Origin of the sequence: Rhizobium sp. BK212, from assembly GCF_014197475.1 — a bacterium.
Lineage (GTDB): Bacteria > Pseudomonadota > Alphaproteobacteria > Rhizobiales > Rhizobiaceae > Rhizobium > Rhizobium anhuiense.
This window is the reverse complement of record NZ_JACIFS010000006.1, coordinates 23,095-39,465: the sequence shown is the minus strand read 5'-3', so window position 1 is coordinate 39,465 and position 16,371 is coordinate 23,095. Positions and strand designations below refer to the sequence as shown.

At 60.7% G+C, this 16,371-nt stretch carries 18 protein-coding genes; 12 read left to right on the top strand and 6 right to left on the bottom strand.

Annotation, left to right across the window (positions count from 1 at the left end):
* Nucleotides 1-28 precede the first annotated feature (28 nt).
* The 3 genes from FHT79_RS19570 (at nucleotide 29) to FHT79_RS19560 (ending at nucleotide 2,486) form a co-directional block, all read left to right on the top strand.
* Nucleotides 29-367, top strand: a complete 339-nt coding sequence (locus FHT79_RS19570; protein ID WP_028755921.1) for a DUF2147 domain-containing protein — start codon at nucleotides 29-31, stop codon at nucleotides 365-367.
* Nucleotides 368-627: 260 nt separating this feature from the next.
* Entirely contained in the window at nucleotides 628-807 is a 180-nt protein-coding gene (locus FHT79_RS19565) for a hypothetical protein (protein WP_028755920.1), read from the top strand.
* A gap of 173 nt (nucleotides 808-980) precedes the next feature.
* Nucleotides 981-2,486 (top strand): AMP nucleosidase, encoded by a 1,506-nt coding sequence (locus FHT79_RS19560; RefSeq protein ID WP_028827834.1) that lies wholly within the window; start codon nucleotides 981-983, stop codon nucleotides 2,484-2,486.
* Between the two features lie 4 nt (nucleotides 2,487-2,490).
* Here the strand turns inward: FHT79_RS19560 and FHT79_RS19555 are convergent, their stop codons facing one another.
* Nucleotides 2,491-2,706 carry a hypothetical protein gene (locus tag FHT79_RS19555; protein WP_028755918.1) on the bottom strand — a complete coding sequence of 72 codons (216 nt, stop codon included), beginning with the start codon at nucleotides 2,704-2,706 and terminating at the stop codon, nucleotides 2,491-2,493.
* A 154-nt stretch (nucleotides 2,707-2,860) separates the two neighbouring features.
* Here FHT79_RS19555 and FHT79_RS19550 point away from each other — a divergent pair, with 154 nt between their 5' ends.
* The 4 genes from FHT79_RS19550 to FHT79_RS19535 are packed head-to-tail and all read left to right on the top strand — an operon-like array spanning nucleotide 2,861 to nucleotide 5,200.
* Nucleotides 2,861-3,217, top strand: a complete 357-nt coding sequence (locus tag FHT79_RS19550) for a YciI family protein (protein WP_028755917.1) — start codon at nucleotides 2,861-2,863, stop codon at nucleotides 3,215-3,217.
* A gap of 10 nt (nucleotides 3,218-3,227) precedes the next feature.
* Nucleotides 3,228-3,587 carry a YciI family protein gene (locus FHT79_RS19545; protein ID WP_028755916.1) on the top strand — a complete coding sequence of 120 codons (360 nt, stop codon included), beginning with the start codon at nucleotides 3,228-3,230 and terminating at the stop codon, nucleotides 3,585-3,587.
* 2 nt (nucleotides 3,588-3,589) lie between these two features.
* Nucleotides 3,590-3,949: a YciI family protein gene (locus tag FHT79_RS19540; RefSeq protein WP_028755915.1), complete on the top strand. Its 360-nt coding sequence runs from the start codon at nucleotides 3,590-3,592 to the stop codon at nucleotides 3,947-3,949.
* 9 nt (nucleotides 3,950-3,958) lie between these two features.
* Nucleotides 3,959-5,200, top strand: a complete 1,242-nt coding sequence (locus tag FHT79_RS19535) for an RNA polymerase sigma factor (protein ID WP_028758797.1) — start codon at nucleotides 3,959-3,961, stop codon at nucleotides 5,198-5,200.
* Here the strand turns inward: FHT79_RS19535 and FHT79_RS19530 are convergent.
* On the bottom strand, nucleotides 5,168-6,130 hold the full coding sequence (locus FHT79_RS19530; protein WP_028755913.1) for a lysylphosphatidylglycerol synthase domain-containing protein: 963 nt from the start codon (nucleotides 6,128-6,130) through the stop codon (nucleotides 5,168-5,170). The genes FHT79_RS19535 and FHT79_RS19530 overlap by 33 nt on opposite strands.
* 180 nt (nucleotides 6,131-6,310) lie before the next feature.
* Between FHT79_RS19530 and FHT79_RS19525 the strand changes: the two genes are divergently transcribed.
* The 4 genes from FHT79_RS19525 (at nucleotide 6,311) to FHT79_RS19510 (ending at nucleotide 11,956) form a co-directional block, all read left to right on the top strand.
* The gene (locus FHT79_RS19525) at nucleotides 6,311-7,804 is read left to right on the top strand and encodes a glycosyltransferase family 39 protein (protein ID WP_183903986.1); all 1,494 of its coding nucleotides are present in this window, start codon (nucleotides 6,311-6,313) and stop codon (nucleotides 7,802-7,804) included.
* 137 nt (nucleotides 7,805-7,941) lie between these two features.
* A complete protein-coding gene (locus FHT79_RS19520) occupies nucleotides 7,942-8,958 on the top strand; it encodes a glycosyltransferase family 2 protein (protein WP_028755911.1) in 1,017 nt (338 codons plus the stop codon).
* Nucleotides 8,959-8,970: 12 nt separating this feature from the next.
* Nucleotides 8,971-10,470 carry a glycosyltransferase family 39 protein gene (locus tag FHT79_RS19515; RefSeq protein ID WP_028758798.1) on the top strand — a complete coding sequence of 500 codons (1,500 nt, stop codon included), beginning with the start codon at nucleotides 8,971-8,973 and terminating at the stop codon, nucleotides 10,468-10,470.
* Nucleotide 10,471: 1 nt separating this feature from the next.
* Entirely contained in the window at nucleotides 10,472-11,956 is a 1,485-nt protein-coding gene (locus FHT79_RS19510; protein ID WP_097595010.1) for a glycosyltransferase family 39 protein, read from the top strand.
* A gap of 28 nt (nucleotides 11,957-11,984) precedes the next feature.
* Here FHT79_RS19510 and FHT79_RS19505 read toward each other — a convergent pair whose 3' ends face one another.
* The gene (locus tag FHT79_RS19505) at nucleotides 11,985-12,485 is read right to left on the bottom strand and encodes a hypothetical protein (protein WP_028758845.1); all 501 of its coding nucleotides are present in this window, start codon (nucleotides 12,483-12,485) and stop codon (nucleotides 11,985-11,987) included.
* Nucleotides 12,486-12,743: 258 nt separating this feature from the next.
* Here FHT79_RS19505 and FHT79_RS19500 point away from each other — a divergent pair, with 258 nt between their 5' ends.
* Complete coding sequence (locus FHT79_RS19500; protein ID WP_028758844.1) at nucleotides 12,744-13,262, top strand: tetratricopeptide repeat protein; 519 nt, start codon at nucleotides 12,744-12,746, stop codon at nucleotides 13,260-13,262.
* A gap of 220 nt (nucleotides 13,263-13,482) precedes the next feature.
* On the opposite strand, the gene FHT79_RS19495 is transcribed toward FHT79_RS19500, so the two are convergent.
* The 3 genes from FHT79_RS19495 to FHT79_RS19485 are packed head-to-tail and all read right to left on the bottom strand — an operon-like array spanning nucleotide 13,483 to nucleotide 16,368.
* Nucleotides 13,483-14,043 carry a hypothetical protein gene (locus FHT79_RS19495; RefSeq protein ID WP_028758843.1) on the bottom strand — a complete coding sequence of 187 codons (561 nt, stop codon included), beginning with the start codon at nucleotides 14,041-14,043 and terminating at the stop codon, nucleotides 13,483-13,485.
* A 60-nt stretch (nucleotides 14,044-14,103) separates the two neighbouring features.
* Nucleotides 14,104-15,408, bottom strand: coding sequence for an ATPase AAA (locus FHT79_RS19490; RefSeq protein ID WP_028758842.1), 1,305 nt, complete (start codon nucleotides 15,406-15,408; stop codon nucleotides 14,104-14,106).
* Between the two features lie 15 nt (nucleotides 15,409-15,423).
* A complete protein-coding gene (locus FHT79_RS19485; protein ID WP_097595009.1) occupies nucleotides 15,424-16,368 on the bottom strand; it encodes a type II secretion system F family protein in 945 nt (314 codons plus the stop codon).
* Between the last annotated feature and the right edge of the window lie 3 nt (nucleotides 16,369-16,371).

The window sequence follows — 16,371 nt, the reverse complement described above, 5'->3', positions numbered from 1 at the left end:
CCGATCAAGGGACATCAAGGAGGAAAAGATGATCCGCAGCTTCGTTCTCGCCGGCACTATTGCAATGATCGCGGGTATCGCGCATGCCGAGGAGCCGATCGTCGGCAGCTGGAAGACGGCCGCCGGCGATACGGCGGTGATCGCATCCTGCGGCGGCAGTTATTGCGTGACGCTGAAGACCGGCAAATATGCCGGCCGGAAGATCGGTACGCTTGCGGGAACCGGCGGCAGCTATGCCGGCGAGATCACCGACCCGGCGGCCGAAAAGACCTATAGCGGTTCGGGCAAGATTTCCGGCAATTCGCTGAGGATGCAGGGCTGCGTGATGAAGATCCTCTGCAAGTCGCAGACCTGGACGCGGCTCTGAACCATAGACAGCTCATCCCAAATACAGAAGCATGCCGGCACACCGGCATGCTTCTACGCTCTTTACCGCCCCATTCGGTAAGCCGTCCGGCGATGGCCGAAAGGGGGCGATCCGCCTGACGAACCCTTATAAATCCTCTCCGCACCCCTCCCGAGCCTGCCCGGCAAGCTGAACGGCGGATGAACCGGCATCTCAGCACTCGTTCAGCCGCGGCATGGCAAAACTCTTGTCACGATAGAGTTGCGATCGGGGGCAAGGCAATGGACCTCTATATTCTGGCAAGACGCTTTAGCATCATCACGCTGTTTGCGGCGATCTTCGCGGTCACATTTTCGGCGGTCGTGGTGCACGAAGGCGGTGGCGGTGCCCAGTCGCATTTCGGGGCGAGCTATACCTGCCTGGAGAGAAACGGCACCTTCTGCGCGCCTGCGGTGCGCTGACCAATGCGCATCGTACGACGCGCTTTAAATCTTTGATTTACGCATGTCGTTGTCCCAAAACCGTTGCGCAGTTTGGGCGACAGGCATCCGCACCAGACGCGGAAGAGGATAAAAAATCGGAATCCGCCGGCGCGCGTCGTTTGCTTGTCAAAAACAACTCTCTATAATGCGTCATGAACAAACGAATCTCCCCTTTGTCGCCCCTCGACACATCCTCTCCACCCCCTTTCCAGCCTGAGAGTTTCGATGATCCCGCCAAGGCGGTCGAGGCGCTGACGGCGCTTTACGAGCGCAATACGGCGTTTCTGATCCAGAACTTCAGCGAACTCGCACAGGGCGCACCGATTTCCTCGCGCTACCGCGCTTTTTATCCGCAGGTCAGCATCGAGACGACAAGCTTCGGCCATGTCGATTCGCGGCTTTCCTATGGTCATGTCACGGCGCCCGGCATCTATACGACGACAGTCACCCGGCCGAAGCTCTTCAAGCATTACCTGAAGGAGCAGCTGGCGTTGCTGATGAAGAGCCACAATGTTCCTGTCATCGTCTCGGAATCGACGACGCCGATCCCCTTGCACTTCGCCTTCGGCGAGGGTGCGCATGTGGAAGCATCGACCAACGCCTTCATCGACGTTCCGATGCGCGATATCTTCGACACGCCCGATCTCAACACCACCGACGACGAGATCGCCAACGGCGAATATATCCCGCCGCCGGGAGAGCCCTCGCCGCTTGCGCCGTTTACCGCGCAACGCATCGACTATTCGCTCGCCCGGCTGTCGCATTATACGGCGACGCATGCCGAGCATTTCCAGAATTTCGTGCTGTTTACGAACTACCAGTTCTATATCGACGAATTCTGCGGCTGGGCGCGCAAGCTGATGGCCGAGGGCGGCGGCGATGGCTATACCGCCTTCGTCGAGCCCGGCAATGTCGTCACCCTGCCCGGCTCGAACGCGCCGGAAACGGATGCGGCGCTTACCCGCCTGCCGCAGATGCCGGCCTACCATCTGAAGAAGAAGGGCCATGCCGGGATTACCATGATCAATATCGGCGTCGGCCCCTCCAACGCCAAGACGATCACTGACCACGTCGCCGTGCTGCGCCCGCATGCCTGGCTGATGCTCGGCCACTGCGCCGGTCTTCGCAACAGCCAGCGGCTCGGCGATTATGTTCTCGCCCATGCCTATATGCGCGAGGACCATGTTCTCGACGACGACCTGCCGGTCTGGGTGCCGATCCCGGCGCTGGCCGAAGTCCAGGTGGCGCTGGAAGCGGCCGTTGCCGAAATCACCGGCTATGAAGGTTTCGAGCTGAAGCGCATCATGCGCACCGGCACGGTCGGCACGATCGATAACCGCAACTGGGAACTGCGTGACCAGCGCGGGCCGGTGAAGCGGCTCTCCCAGGCGCGCGCCATCGCGCTCGATATGGAATCGGCGACGATCGCCGCCAACGGCTTCCGCTTCCGCGTGCCCTATGGCACGCTGCTCTGCGTCTCCGACAAGCCGCTGCACGGCGAATTGAAGCTGCCAGGCATGGCGACGGCCTTCTACCGGACGCAGGTCAACCAGCATCTGCAGATCGGCATCCGCGCCGTCCAGAAGCTGGCCGCCATGCCGAAGGAAGCGCTGCATTCACGTAAGCTGCGCAGCTTCTTCGAAACGGCCTTCCAATAGGCCGTCACCTGCCTGTCACAACAGACGCCGAGCCGTCCGCTAGCATCTGCGGCCTGCCCGCGGCAAGGTTCAGCCCTGAAATCAGCAGGGTGAAGGCGGCGATGACGAAAGCGATGCGCAGAAGAGCCTTCAGCGCGTCGGCATCGTCCAGCCCCAATTGACGCCTCTCGCGGCGGCGTGCCCAGATCTGGCTTGCCAGGGCGATTTCAAGAATGCTCATTGTCGTTCTCCTCGACAGGTTTCGATGAAGCCTTGTCGAGCGCTGCCTTGCGATTTCGACAGCCGGCCGGAACAAAGATTTTTCCCGCCGCTGTCGAATTGCGTGGAGCTCGGTCGTCCAGGGTTATTGAATACTCACAAGGAGGCTGCCTGCGATGAAATATCTCTGTCAGGTCTGGTTCGATGGCGGTGTGCTCGACGCCATGACGAAAGAGGAGAAGGCCGAACTCGACACCAATTCCCTGGCCTATGACAAGGACCTTGCCGAAAGCGGGCATATGATTGTCGCGCAGGCGCTGCAGCCGCCGACATCGGCGGTGACCGTGCGGGTGCGGGGCGGCGAGATGTCGGTGACGGACGGTCCCTTCGCCGAGACGAAGGAGGCGCTCGGCGGCTTTATCCTGATCGAGGCAAAGGATCTCAACGAGGCGATCCGCATCGCCGCCGGCATTCCGCTCGCCAGGCTCGGTGCGATCGAAGTGCGGCCAATCCACGAATTCGGAGCTAAATGAGGAGAGACCGATGAAATTTCTATGCCAGATCTGGTTCGACACGGAAAAAAGCAAGCTGGTCCCTCAGACCGAATGGGATGCGCTCACACAGGAGTGCATCACCAGCGACAATCGCTGGCGCGAGAGCGGTCATCTGCAGGTGGCGCTCGCCTTGCATGAACCGTCAACGGCGATCACGGTCCGCCTGCGCAATGGCGAGGCCTTTGCGACCGATGGCCCATTTGCCGAAATCAAAGAGCACCTCGGCGGTTTTGTGCTGATCGAAGCCGAGAACATCGAGGAGGCGAAGACGATCGTGTCGAGTTTTCCGATCCTCAAATATTGCTCAATCGAAGTGCGCCCGACTTACTCCATCCAGGATGGGAAATAGCCATGCGCTACATCTGCCTGATTTATAACAGTGCCGACACCGACGGCAGGCTGACCGCGGCGGAAACCGATGAACTCGTCAAAGCGCATTTCGCCTTCGACGAGGAACTGCGCCGCGACGGCATCATGATCCATGCCGATGCGCTTGAGATGCCTGATAAGGCGACCGTGCTTCGTGTTCGAAACAACAGCCTGTCAGCTACCGACGGCCCCTATGTCGAAACCAAGGAGCATCTGGCCGGCTTCTACGTCATCGAGGCGCCTGACATGGTGAAAGCCAGGGAGATTGCCGGGCGGATCCCGTCGGCACGTTTCGGCGCGGTCGAACTGAGGCCCGTGCGAATGCTGACCCTGCCGGACTGAGGTGGCCCGTTGGAACGCGTGATCGAGGAGATCTATCGAACGCAGTCGCGCCGGGTGCTGGCGACGCTGATCCGCCTGCTCGGCGATTTCGACCGGGCGGAGGAAGCGCTGCACGACGCCTTCGCTGCGGCCGCCCGGACATGGCCAACGAACGGCATTCCCGGCAATCCCTTCGCCTGGCTCGTTTCGACGGGACGCTTCAAGGCGATCGACACGATCCGGCGGCGGGCGCGTTTCGATGCTTCGCAGCATCACATCGAAGACAGCCTCTACTCCCCCGAGGCAACGGAGATCGGCGACATGGAACCGGTCGAGGACGACATGCTGCGGCTGATCTTCACCTGCTGCCATCCGCTCATTTCGGCCGATGCGCAGATGGCGATGGCACTCAGAGAAATCTGCGGACTGACCACCGAAGAGATCGCCCATGCCTTCCTCATTCCGGCGCCGACGGTGGCGCAGCGGATCGTGCGCGCCAAGGGCAAGATCCGGGCGGCGAAGATCCCCTACGAGGTGCCGGGCCGCGAAGCGCTGCCGCCGCGGCTCGACCGGGTGCTGCACGTCATCTACCTCGTCTTCAACGAGGGTTATTCGGCCTCTTCGGGCGAAGACGTGGTCCGCGCCGACCTGACCGCAGAGGCGATACGTCTGGCGCGGCTGCTTCTGGCGCTGCTGCCGCATCCCGACGTCTCCGGCCTGCTGGCTTTGATGCTGCTGCAGGACTCCCGCCGCGCCGCCCGCCGCGGCGAAGAGGGATCGCTGGTGCTGCTTGCCGACCAGGACCGCTCGCTCTGGGATCATGCGAAGATTGGGGAAGGCCTGGCGCTGCTCACCGAGGCGATGCGGGAGGGAGAGATCGGCACCTATACGCTGCAGGCGGCGATCGCCGCCGAGCATGCCAGGGCGCCCGCTGCCGAAGAGACCGACTGGCGGCGGATCGCCTTTTATTACGATCTGCTTCTGGCAGCCCAGCCCTCCCCGATCGTCGAGCTCAACCGCGCCGTGGCGATCGCGATGGCGGACGGGCCGGCAAAGGGGCTGGAACTGATCGATGCCATTCTGGCCCGCCGGGAGCTGCAGGCCTATCACCTCGCCCATTCGGCGCGCGCCGATTTCCTGCGCCGTCTCGGCCGGAGACAAGAGGCGATCGCCGCCTATGAAACGGCGCTGTCGCTCTGCCGGCAGGAGCCGGAGCAGGCGTTTCTGAGAAAACGGATTTCAGAGCTTGCCGCGACGTCCGAGCGGCAGTGAGATCGCCGTGCCGGTGAGCGCCGAGACGATGATCAGCAGGTGGGCATTGATGCTCGCCTGCGCCAGCGCGGCCAGAGCCATCCGCTCGCTCGAGGCACCGAGAGCGATGGCGCCGGCGGTGATGCCGGCCGGATAGGTGCCGACGCCGCCCGGCGCATGGACCGGCAGCACGGAGGAGAGCTCGCCGCCGAGCGCGCCGCCGAAGCTTGCCGCCATCGGCGACACGCCCATCAGGCCGAGCGCCCAGGCAAGCACCATCACCTTCACCAGCCAGTTGACGATGGTCATCGCCCAGGCGCGCGCAAAGGCCACGGCATCGAGCGGCAAACCGTTTTCGATCTCGGCGACGAATTTCTGGGCCTTATTAGGCAGCAGCCGGGCGGCGAGGCGCAGCAGCGGCTTGCGGGCGGCAAAGGCTGCGACCGGCAACAGCAGAAAGGCGGTCCAGAGCGACCAGGCAACAGCCGCATTGGCGGCGGCGACGGCAAAGCCGATGCCAGCGGCGGCCAGAAGCGCGTGCAGGTCGAGCAGCCGCATGACGAAGAGCGCCGAGGTTCCGCGCGTCAGCGGAATGCCGAATTCGGTGCGCATCAGCAGCGGAAAGCTGGTCTCGCCGGTGCGGAAGGGCAGCATGATGTTCAAGAGGTTGTGGATCTGCGTGACGCGGAAGAGGACGGCGAACCGGCCGGCCGTTTCCTTTGGAAAATAATCATAGATGCGCCAGGTGCGCAGGAAATAGGTGCTCGTCAAAAGCACGAGCGCGCCGATCACCGGACCGGCGCCGACATCGGCCCATTGCCTGATGATGACGGGCCACCCCCAGAACCATTGGATGAAGAGCGCATAGGCTGCGACGATGACGACCGTCAGAATGGTCATGCGATTGCGCATAAACCAGGATTGCCGGCTTTCAACGATCGAGCTCTTCATGTAGTAGGCATTCCTCGCTTGGGTCGGCATGGGACCGGTCCCGTCGCCAGGCCTTTTAAGAGAAATGCAGGTTGCGCACAACGGCGGAGTTGATGGCGACGGAGGCGAAGGCGCCTTCCCGCCGACGATCCGGGCGCTGACCGGTATATGACACGCCTTGCCGGCTTGACGTGGAGATCGATGTTGGAGCGAATTACCAGAAGCATTACGAGCGCCAGCATGTTTCTGGCAGTCTATTTCCTGCTGAACATCGCGCTGCGCATCGCCTTGCCTCATACGCTCGATCTCGACGAGGCGGAGCAATCCTTCTACTCACAATACCTGCTTGCCGGCTATGGCCCGCAGCCGCCTTTCTATAACTGGATACAATATGCCATCGTTTCGGTGACCGGCATATCGATGTGGGTGCTGTCGGTGCCGAAGAATATCATTCTCTTGGGCTGCTATCTGTTCTACGGGCTTGCCGCCCGCGAGGTGCTGAAGGGCCGCTCGCTCGCCGCCATCGCCATGCTGAGCCTGATTACCCTGCCGCAAGTGGGTTTGATGGCGCAGCGCGAATTGACGCATACCGTCGCGCTGCTGTTTGCAACCTCGCTTTTCCTCTTCGGCTTTTTCCGCACGCTGCGCCAGCCGACGATCGGGAGCTACCTGATCATCGGCATCGCCACCGGCATCGGGCTGATCTCGAAATATAATTTCGCCATCCTGCCGGCTGCCGCCCTGATCGCCGTGCTGCCGGACCGGAAATGGCGCGGCCGTCTGATCGACTGGCGTTTGCTGCCGGCGGTCGTCCTCGCCATTCTGATCGTGCTGCCGCATGCGCTCTGGCTGCCTGACAATCTCGCCAGCGCCTCTGCGCCGACACTGGAGCGGATGACCGCCGAAGACCTGGCCCCCGCCGGCCTGCCGCGCATCGGACAGGGGTTGCTGTCTCTCGTCATCGCCGTCCTCGGCTTCGTCGCATTGCCGATCGTTCTCATCGGCGCCGCCTTCCGGCGCGACTTCTTTCGCGCACTCTCCTCGTCCAGCCCGATGATCCGGGTGATCGAGCGGATGATGGTCATCAGCCTGGTCGCCTTCGTCGGCGTGGTCCTCTTTGCCGGCGCCAGCGATATCCACGAGCGCTGGCTCGACCCGTGCCTGCTCGTCCTGCCGCTTTATCTGTTCCTGAAACTGGAAACCGCCGATCTCGATCTTTCTGCCGGCCTCGCCCGCTTCCGGCCCGTGGTGCCGGTCTTCATGGTCGTCATCCTGTCGATCCTTCTTTTCCGGATCGTCGGCATTCAATACATCGGCACTTACACGAGAACGAACGTGCCCTTCTCCGGTTACGTCGCTGAATTGACCGCTACCCGCAAGCCGGTTCTGATCGTGGCGGGGACGAAGTTCGTGGCCGGCAATCTGAGGCTGGCCTTTCCCGATGTTCCCGTCGTGATACCGTTCTTCCCGGGTGCCGGGGTTCCCGAATATGCGACGGCGAAGGGGCCGGTGCTGGTAATCTGGCGCGGCGAGACCGCAGACGACCCGACAATTGCCCCCGGTTTCGCCCGCGATCTCGTCAAATCGGGCATTCATCTGCAAGAGTTGAACACGCTGACGCTGCCCTATCTCTTCGGTGACGGCAAACGTAGCTTCTCCATCGGTTACTCCTGGGTGGAGGGAGGCGCGAAATAGCGCCCCGGCAGCGCAGCCGATTGCTGGGAAACCGCCATTGCCGCTGGCAACCGGCGGACACTTCATGTAGTAGCCTTCCGCAAGCGCGGCGGCAGCAGTAAAGAATACTCGGCCGCCCGGCCTTTTGGAGATGAAAGTTGCAGACAACGGTAGAGCCCATTCGCGACACGAATGATCCGGTACAATCGCTCGAACTGTCGCTGGTCGTGCCCATTTTCAACGAAGAGGAAAGCGTCGGTCCGCTTGTTGAGCGTGTCGCGGCCGCGATGGCCGGCTACCCGCATCGCTGGGAGCTGATCCTCGTCGATGACGGCAGCACCGATGCGACGCTCGTCAACGCCCGCAAGTTTGTCGGACGCGAGGGGCTGGCGCTCAGAATCGTCGAGCTGCAGCGCAACTTCGGCCAGACCGCCGCCATGCAGGCCGGTATCGACACCGCGCGAGGCCGGCTGATCGCGACGATGGACGGCGACCTCCAGAACGATCCGAAGGACATTCCTTCGATGGTCGCCGAACTGGAACGGCGCGAACTCGACCTTTTGGTCGGCTGGCGCAAGAACCGTAAGGACGGTCTGTTCTTGCGCAAGATCCCGTCGTGGTGCGCCAATTACCTGATCGGCCGTATCACCGGCGTCAAGTTGCACGATTACGGCTGCAGCCTGAAGATCTACCGTGCCTCGATCATCAAGCAGGTGAAGCTGATGGGCGAAATGCACCGCTTCATCCCGGCCTGGGTCGCCGGTGTCGTCCCGAGCTCGCGCATCGGCGAGATGGCCGTCACCCATCATGCCCGCGAGCACGGTGTTTCGAAATACGGCATTTCGCGCACCTTCCGCGTCATCCTCGACCTGCTGTCGGTGATGTTCTTCATGCGCTACAAGGCACGGCCCGGGCATTTCTTCGGCTCTCTGGGTCTTGGCCTCGGCGCGGTCGCCATGCTGATCCTGCTCTATCTCGGCTTCGACAAGTTCATCCTGGGCAACGATATCGGAACGCGACCGATGCTGATGGTCGGCGTCGTGCTGCTGCTGTCGTCGGTGCAGATGATCACCACCGGCATTCTGGCTGAGATGATTGCGCGCACCTATTATCGCGACGACGCCTCTCCGAACTACATCGTGCGACAGATCTTCGACGATCACAGCCAAGCCTAAGCCGGCAGCCCGATGCTGGAGCGCGCAACGAGGACGATCAAGACCGCGGGCCTGCTGCTTGCAGCCTATTTCGTGCTCAACATCGTGCTGCGCATCGTGCTTCCGCATTCACTGGAGCTCGACGAGGCCGAGCAATCCTTCTTCTCGCAATATCTGCTGGCCGGCTACGGCCCGCAGCCGCCCTTCTACAACTGGATGCAATATGCCGTCGTTTCGGTGACGCGCATGTCGATCGGCGCGCTTATTGTCCCGAAGAACATCCTCTTGTTCCTGTCCTATCTCTTCTATGGCCTTGCCGGGCAGCGCGTGCTGAAGGACCAGGCGCTTGCCGCCGTCGCCATGCTGGCGCTGATCACCCTGCCCCAGGTCTCCTACATGGCCCAGCAGGATCTGACCCACACGACGGCGCTGCTCTTTGCCAGTTCGCTGTTTCTCTACGGCTTCTTCCGCACGCTCGACCGACCCGATATCGGCAGCTATCTCGTGCTCGGGCTTGCGACCGGCATCGGACTGATCTCGAAGTATAATTTCGCGCTGATGCCCGTCGCCGCCTTGATCGCCATACTGCCCGATGCCGAATGGCGGCGCAGGGCGCTCGACTGGCGCATGCTGGCCGCAGTCGCCGTTGCGCTCGTCATCGTCCTGCCGCACGCGATCTGGCTGCAGGGCAATCTTGCATTCGCCTCCTCCGACACTCTGGTCAAGATGGCCGCCGGCAGCGAACCGGCCGGCATTGTACGGATCGGCAAAGGCCTTCTCGCCTTTCTCGTCGCCATCATCGCCTTTGCGGCGCTGCCGGTCGCAATCTTCGCCGCCACCTTCCGCCGGGATTTCGTCCGGGCGCTTTCGGCCGGAAACCGCTGGACCGGGATGATGGAGCGGATGATGCTCGCAAGTCTTGCCGGCATCGCTTTGATCGTGCTGTTCACCGGCTCCACCACCGTGCGCGAACGCTGGCTCGACCCGTTCCTGCTGGTGCTGCCGCTCTATTTCCTGGCGAAGATGCAGGCTGCCGACCTCGACCTTGCCGCCGGGCTGCGCCGCTTCCGGCCGGTGCTGCCGGTGCTGATGGCCTGCGTGCTGATCGCGCTCGGTTTCCGTGTCGTCGGCGCCGGGCTGATCGGCATCTACAGCAGGCCGAATGTGCCGATGGCGGGTTTTTCGCGCGATATGACGCGACAGGCTGAACCGGCGCTGGTGATCGCTTCCGATCCCTATATCGGCGGCAACATGCGGCTGCAGCTTCCCGACGTGCCGGTGGTGATCCCGGATTTTCCGGCACCGGGCATTCCGGCCTATGCCGAGGCCAAGGGGCCGGTGCTGATCGTCTGGCGCGGCAAGAAAACGGCGACGGCTGCGGATGCCGTCATGCCGGAGCGGTTTTCATCGGCGCTGACGGCGGCGGGCATCGCACCGCAGGAGATCGGCTCGCTGTCGCTTCCCTATTATTTCGGCCGACCGGGCGACAATTTCGCGCTCGGTTATGGCTGGGTTCGGCCGGAGACCAGATAGGATGACCGAGACCAATCGTCGCGACATCAGTTGGATTTTCGCCCTGCTGGCCGCCTATTTCATGCTTCAGGTCGGCGTACGGCTCGCAACCTCGCATTCGCTCGATCTCGACGAGGCCGAACAGGTCTTCCGCTCGCAATGGCTTGCCGCCGGCTACGGCCCGCAGCCGCCCTTCTACAACTGGCTGCAATACACCGTCTTCCAATTGACAGGCGTCTCGCTTGCCGCCCTTTCGGTGGTCAAGAATCTTCTGCTGTTCATCTCCTACCTGCTCTACGGCCTGACAGCGCGGCTCGTCCTGCGCGACAAGGCGCTGGTGGCGATCGCCACGCTCGGCCTGCTCACCATCCCGCAGATGGTTTTCGAGATGCAGCGCGACCTGACGCATACGGTCGCCGTGTTCTTCTCGGCCAGCATCTTCTTCTACGGCTTCATCCGCAGCCTGAAACAGCCGAGTCTTGCCTCCTATCTGATAGCAGGCGTCGGCATCGGTTTCGGCCTGCTTGCCAAATATAATTTTGCGATCCTGCCGGCGGCAGCCCTCATCGCCGCACTGGCGGATGCGCGTCTGCGGCCGCGGATCTTCGATAGGCGGCTGGTACTGACGGCGGTGGTGGCGCTCATCATCATCCTGCCACATCTGTTCTGGCTGAAGGACAATCTCGATTTCGCCACAGCACGCACCCTGGAGAAGATGACCGCCAGCGGCCATGCGAGCTATCCCGCGCAGGTGGCGATGGGCGTCAGCTCGCTCGCCCTCGCCGTCATCAGCTTTGCCGGATTGACCGTGGCGATATTCGCGATCATTTTCGGCAAAAGCCTTCGTCCGGCGCTCGGCTCCGGCTCGCAATGGACGCAGTTGCTCGAGCGGATGATGCTCGTCTTCCTCATCGGCATTCTGCTTCTGATCGTCTTCGGGGGTGCTGCCGGCATCAAGGATCGCTGGCTGGTGCCGATGCTCTTCATCTTGCCGCTCTATGTCTGCCTGAAGATCGAGGCCGCAGGTGTCACGACCGCCAAGGCATTCCGGCGTTTCATGGCTGTCGTCGCCATCATCATGATCGGCGTACCGGCGGCCCTTTACGGCAGCGTCGCGGCCGCACGTTTCACCGGCCATTACGAGCGGCTGAACAGGCCTTATGCCCCGATGCTGGAAACCCTGCGCCAGCAGGCCGAACCGGCGGCGATCCTTGCCGGCGACAGTCTGCTCGCCGGCAATCTCAGGCAGGATATTCCCGGCGTGCCGGTCCTCTCGGTGGATTATCCCGGTTTCAGCCCGGATCTCTCCGGCCGGCGACCGCTTCTCCTGGTGTGGCTCCTCCCCAAGGACGGCAGCGAAGCACTGCCGCCTGATATGGCGCAATGGCTACAGACCAATCTCGGCGCATCCACGCCTGAGGCATTGGTGATCGACAAGCCCTATTTCTATCAGCGCGGCGACGACCGCTATCGTTTCGGTTATGCCTGGGTCAACCAGCCGGGCTGAACGAAATCAGGATTTTGACCCTTTTCTATCACGCCGATATTGCACGCTTGATGACTGTCAAATGGCAGCAAATGCAAGCCAAAAACACGGATATGAAAAGGAAGGTCCCAAGCGGTTGGGATAGCGGCAGGAACGACCAGTCGCCTCGTTGAAATTGAGGCAACGCAAACTCGGAAAGGCCGGCTTGCGCAACGGCTCCCCGCCCCATAGGCAGACCGGTCGCGATCAGCGCGATATGGGCATGGATGAAGCCTGAACGGGGGTGTCTTTGTGGCTGCATGGCCACTCTGACCCCGAAAATCGATGCAAGCATCAACAGGACCGTGGCGCTCCAAATTCCAATGCCGGGTATCGCCAAAAGCAGATAGATGGGCTCGCGCATGACCGGAAGTATTGTCATGTAAAGCCACCAGGCGGAGGCACTTGAGGGGTGGCTTTCCAGGAGCGGTATGCTGAGTACGAAGATCGATGCTATCGCGTAAGCCAGCGATGGCCCAAGTCGCATCAGCGTGAAAATCGCGATCCACATGCGGCGTTCCATCCGTTGACCTGACGAGCAGGATAGGCGACGTCGATTTGATTTCTACTCAGGAGTCACGAGGCAGATGATGCCTACCTTGGATAGTAGGCATTTTTATCACACTGTCGCATTCCGGCGAAGACCGCCTCTCTCGCTTTTTTGTGAGTATATGCTTAAATTCTTGAGTTGTTAGCTTTTTTTCACGATGATCTCAGGTGAACACATCCGAGTCTTGGGTAAGAATGTCTGATGGGGATCAAATTGCCAATGTTGCAGATCAGAGTTGGAACGAAATGCATCGCGCTTTTGATAGCGACCGGAGCGATTTTAGCTGGTTGCCAGTCATCCAGCGATGGTCTGGCTGCTTATGGCGATAGTGCAAAGACCCTCGAGGATGACTCAGCCGTCGCCTTCTATAAGAACGACGAGTTGATAACCACCGGCAAACTGCAGTTTCAGGAAAAGAACTACGGAAAATCTTACGCCATTTACAAGCGAGCAGTTGACGTTTTTCCGCAGGATCCGGCCGCTTGGCTAGGCTTGGCAGCCTCAGCCGACATGGTTGCCCGCTTCGACACCTCCGACCGCGCCTACCAGCAACTCTCGCGCATGATCGGCAACACCCCGGTCTACTACAACAATATTGGATATTCTCACCTTTTACGCGGCGATTTGCGCACTGCCAGAGGGTATTTCCTGAAAGCCTATGAGCTTGATCCCGGAAACGAAGTCACTGCCCGTAATCTCGAATTGATGAAGAACAGCGTCAATTACGCTCAGCGGTGATCGGCCCTTCGGCGATCGGCAATCTGTGTCGAGATGAGAGCGCCCTTGCCGCGTTGCGAGCATCGGCGCGGCGCCCCTGGCAGCGTCCGGCGATTGCCTTAAAACTGTCGCGCAAAACTGTGCGGCGGCTTGCGGCAGGGAGATCATGTAAAAGCAAAGAGCTGAAGCACGTCACATGAAGCACGTTTGATGCCACGTGCTTTGCAGGTGAAGCCTTTATCTACCGTGCCTTGCGAAGGATGAGCTGGCCTTCCGGCGAGAGTGTTCGTTCGTAACGCGGCAGGTCGCTGACGGCAATGCCCCCGGCTGCGATCGACGCAAGACTGCTATCCGGCATCAGAGTTTCCGCCGGCGCAGCACGGGGTGCGAAATATTGTGCCGGTTCCTTGCCGGGCGCGCTCAGGACCAAAGCGGAACCCATGCGAAGACCGTCTGTGTCGTTGTGCCGTTCGTTGACCACGGCTTTTTGCAGCTCATCCATCCCCTGGCGGATCAGCGCGACGTCGTCGGCCTTGGCATTGTCGTCGATCTTGCGCGACTGCTTTTCAATCTGTCCTTTCAGGCCGTCGATGGACCTTTTCAGCGCGGCGATGGTCTCGCGGCTCTCGCGAACATCCGCCGAGTTTTTGGCGGTATAGATGAGAACGCCGGCATTCACCGGCAGGAGCATCAGGAGCAAACCGATGAGCAGCGGGCTTTTTGAGCCCCTCTGCTCTACTGTTCGCAAATTGCCTGGTTTTGGGCGTTCTGCTTCGACCTCGATACTCGGAATGCTGGTCATTCGTTTACTCCCCCGTAAGTCATCAAATCTACCTGGCCGCGATCGGCGGCAAGTGCGCAATCATTCCGATGTAAACACGCCTTCCCATGCCCGTTCGAGCATTTCGAGCGATGCATTTCTATCTATGCCATTGAAATCACAGTAAGAACCGACAAAATCCAGAAGGTATTTCGGATGATAGCAAGACGCCGGCACATCGCTGTTGTACTTGCGATCATAGAACAGGTTCAGGTCAGGATCGCAGACAGCCAATCCGGTGCCGCTGGCATAGGATTTGAAGATTCTGATATATTCGTCGCGCGACGGCGTGTTCACAAAGATCTTGTACTTGAGTCGCCGCAAGCCCGCCTCGTCGGAAAGGTCCTTCGGTGCGATATTCGTCGAAAATACCACCAGCTCGTCAAAGGGAACCTTGAACTTCTTGCCGGTGTGCAGCGTCAGGAAGTCATATCCGCGCTCGAGCGGCACAATCCAGCGATTGATGAGCGCCTGCGGTGCCACTTGTTGGCGTCCGAAGTCGTCGATGATGAAAACGCCGCCTGATGCCTTTAAGTGTATGGGCGCTTCATAGACATTTGGTCCTTCGTTGAAGGTGAGATCGAGCTGATCGAGGGTCAATTCCCCGCCCGTCTTGATCACCGGACGGCGGCATTCGATCCATCGTTGATCCGCTTTCGGATGAGATTCCGTGTCAGCCTCCGATACGGGGTGATGCACCGCTTCGTCATAGAAACTAATGACATGGCCGCCGACCTCGATGGCATATGGCACCCAGATCGTTTGGCGAAACAGTTGCGACGTCCGCTCGGCGATGCTCGTCTTTCCGTTGCCGGGCGGTCCATAAAGCAGGATGGAGCGACCGGAGTTGATGGCCGGGCCGAGTTTTTCGACCAGGGCGTCAGAGAGCACCAGCCCGTCAAGGCTGTCGGTCAGCCGCTCCGGGGTCACGCGCTCGTAATGGATGGACTGCAAACCGACTTGCCGGCAGAACGCGTCGAGCGACACCGGCGCCGGCCCGACATATTGGCATTGACGCGACGCCGCGTGGGCATATTCGAACCCCTTCATGGAAAGCGCATATCGAATATCGGATCGCACATCCTCACCAGCCAAGCCGCGAGCCTCGAGATAGGCGAGTTTCACGAGCTCCTTGATCAGGATATTGACGATCACTTTCGGCAATTTCATGCGGTCAGCCAGATGAGATGCCGTGGTCGTATCCTGCTCGGCCGCACATTTTGAGGCCAGCCGAAGCAGGAACGACGGATCCAGTCCGGCTTGTTCGATGCTTGCCGGTGCCATGGGCATACGCGGATCGAGGGAAATGATGGCCTCGTTACGATTCTGTTCGAACGAATACTGCATAGGACCTCGCTTGGCTCAACCGCCGGGTTTCATGCCGATGAGAAGACTGACGACACGGATAACAACGGGTACAAGAACGATGACGAGGCTTACCGGAAAAAGGAACGCGCCGAGCGGCAACAGCATCTTGACCGGCAGGGCGTTTGCCTTTTCCTCCGCGCGCACGATACGGAGGTCGCGCATTTCCTTGCAGTAGACCCGCAACGTCTGCGTTACGCTGGTCCCGAGTTCCTCCGATTGGCGGAACAGAACGGAAAGGGCCCGGGCCTCGTCGATCCTCAGGCGGATGGCAAGGTTGGCGAGCGCTTCGCGCAATCGCCGGCCGCCTCGCACCTCCAGCATCATGATCGAGAGATGCAGGCCGAAGTCCTGCCGCTTGGCAACGAATTCCCGGGCAACGCGGTTCGCCGCCGCCTCGATGCTCATCCCCGCATCGAGGCAGACGATCAGCATATCCATGAAATCGGGAAAGAGGCGGCGGTACTCTCTCTCCTTGGCGGCACCGCGCCGGTCGATATAGATGTTGACCAGAATAAAGGTCGCACCCGCAGCAAACATGCCAAGGATCAGCGTCACCATCTGCGACATATCAGGCGCGAACCGGTTCAGGGCCCAGACCGCCGCGACCAGCATGCCGATACAGACCACCGCGCGAATCACTTGGAAGGTGGTCACGGCCCCGGCAGCGAAATACCCCGCCCGGATCAGCCGGTTCTGGGTGGAGTTCACATTGGTGTCACGTCGCGTAATCTCGAAATAGCGACGGATCAGGCGGTTTTCCGCCTCGCCGAGATCGGCAATCGTCGTATCGCCAAGGTGGAACTCATCGCCTGTTGCCGCCGAGCTCTTCGACACCCGGACCGAGACCTCGCGCTGTCGAAAAAACAATTCCGATGCTGCTGCGGAAAAGATCAGCACTGCGAAGAAGACGATGAGGTAAATTCCATACTCACTCGACATAAC

Excerpts from the sequence above, each read along its gene's own strand:
- FHT79_RS19570 (WP_028755921.1), top strand. The coding sequence starts at position 29 with ATGATCCGCAGCTTCGTTCTCGCCGGCACTATTGCAATGATCGCGGGT.
- FHT79_RS19565 (WP_028755920.1), top strand. The coding sequence starts at position 628 with ATGGACCTCTATATTCTGGCAAGACGCTTTAGCATCATCACGCTGTTT.
- FHT79_RS19560 (WP_028827834.1), top strand. The coding sequence starts at position 981 with ATGAACAAACGAATCTCCCCTTTGTCGCCCCTCGACACATCCTCTCCA.
- FHT79_RS19555 (WP_028755918.1), bottom strand. The coding sequence starts at position 2,706 with ATGAGCATTCTTGAAATCGCCCTGGCAAGCCAGATCTGGGCACGCCGC.
- FHT79_RS19550 (WP_028755917.1), top strand. The coding sequence starts at position 2,861 with ATGAAATATCTCTGTCAGGTCTGGTTCGATGGCGGTGTGCTCGACGCC.
- FHT79_RS19545 (WP_028755916.1), top strand. The coding sequence starts at position 3,228 with ATGAAATTTCTATGCCAGATCTGGTTCGACACGGAAAAAAGCAAGCTG.
- FHT79_RS19540 (WP_028755915.1), top strand. The coding sequence starts at position 3,590 with ATGCGCTACATCTGCCTGATTTATAACAGTGCCGACACCGACGGCAGG.
- FHT79_RS19530 (WP_028755913.1), bottom strand. The coding sequence starts at position 6,130 with ATGAAGAGCTCGATCGTTGAAAGCCGGCAATCCTGGTTTATGCGCAAT.
- FHT79_RS19525 (WP_183903986.1), top strand. The coding sequence starts at position 6,311 with ATGTTGGAGCGAATTACCAGAAGCATTACGAGCGCCAGCATGTTTCTG.
- FHT79_RS19515 (WP_028758798.1), top strand. The coding sequence starts at position 8,971 with ATGCTGGAGCGCGCAACGAGGACGATCAAGACCGCGGGCCTGCTGCTT.
- FHT79_RS19510 (WP_097595010.1), top strand. The coding sequence starts at position 10,472 with ATGACCGAGACCAATCGTCGCGACATCAGTTGGATTTTCGCCCTGCTG.
- FHT79_RS19505 (WP_028758845.1), bottom strand. The coding sequence starts at position 12,485 with ATGTGGATCGCGATTTTCACGCTGATGCGACTTGGGCCATCGCTGGCT.
- FHT79_RS19500 (WP_028758844.1), top strand. The coding sequence starts at position 12,744 with ATGTTGCAGATCAGAGTTGGAACGAAATGCATCGCGCTTTTGATAGCG.
- FHT79_RS19495 (WP_028758843.1), bottom strand. The coding sequence starts at position 14,043 with ATGACCAGCATTCCGAGTATCGAGGTCGAAGCAGAACGCCCAAAACCA.
- FHT79_RS19490 (WP_028758842.1), bottom strand. The coding sequence starts at position 15,408 with ATGCAGTATTCGTTCGAACAGAATCGTAACGAGGCCATCATTTCCCTC.
- FHT79_RS19485 (WP_097595009.1), bottom strand. The coding sequence starts at position 16,368 with ATGTCGAGTGAGTATGGAATTTACCTCATCGTCTTCTTCGCAGTGCTG.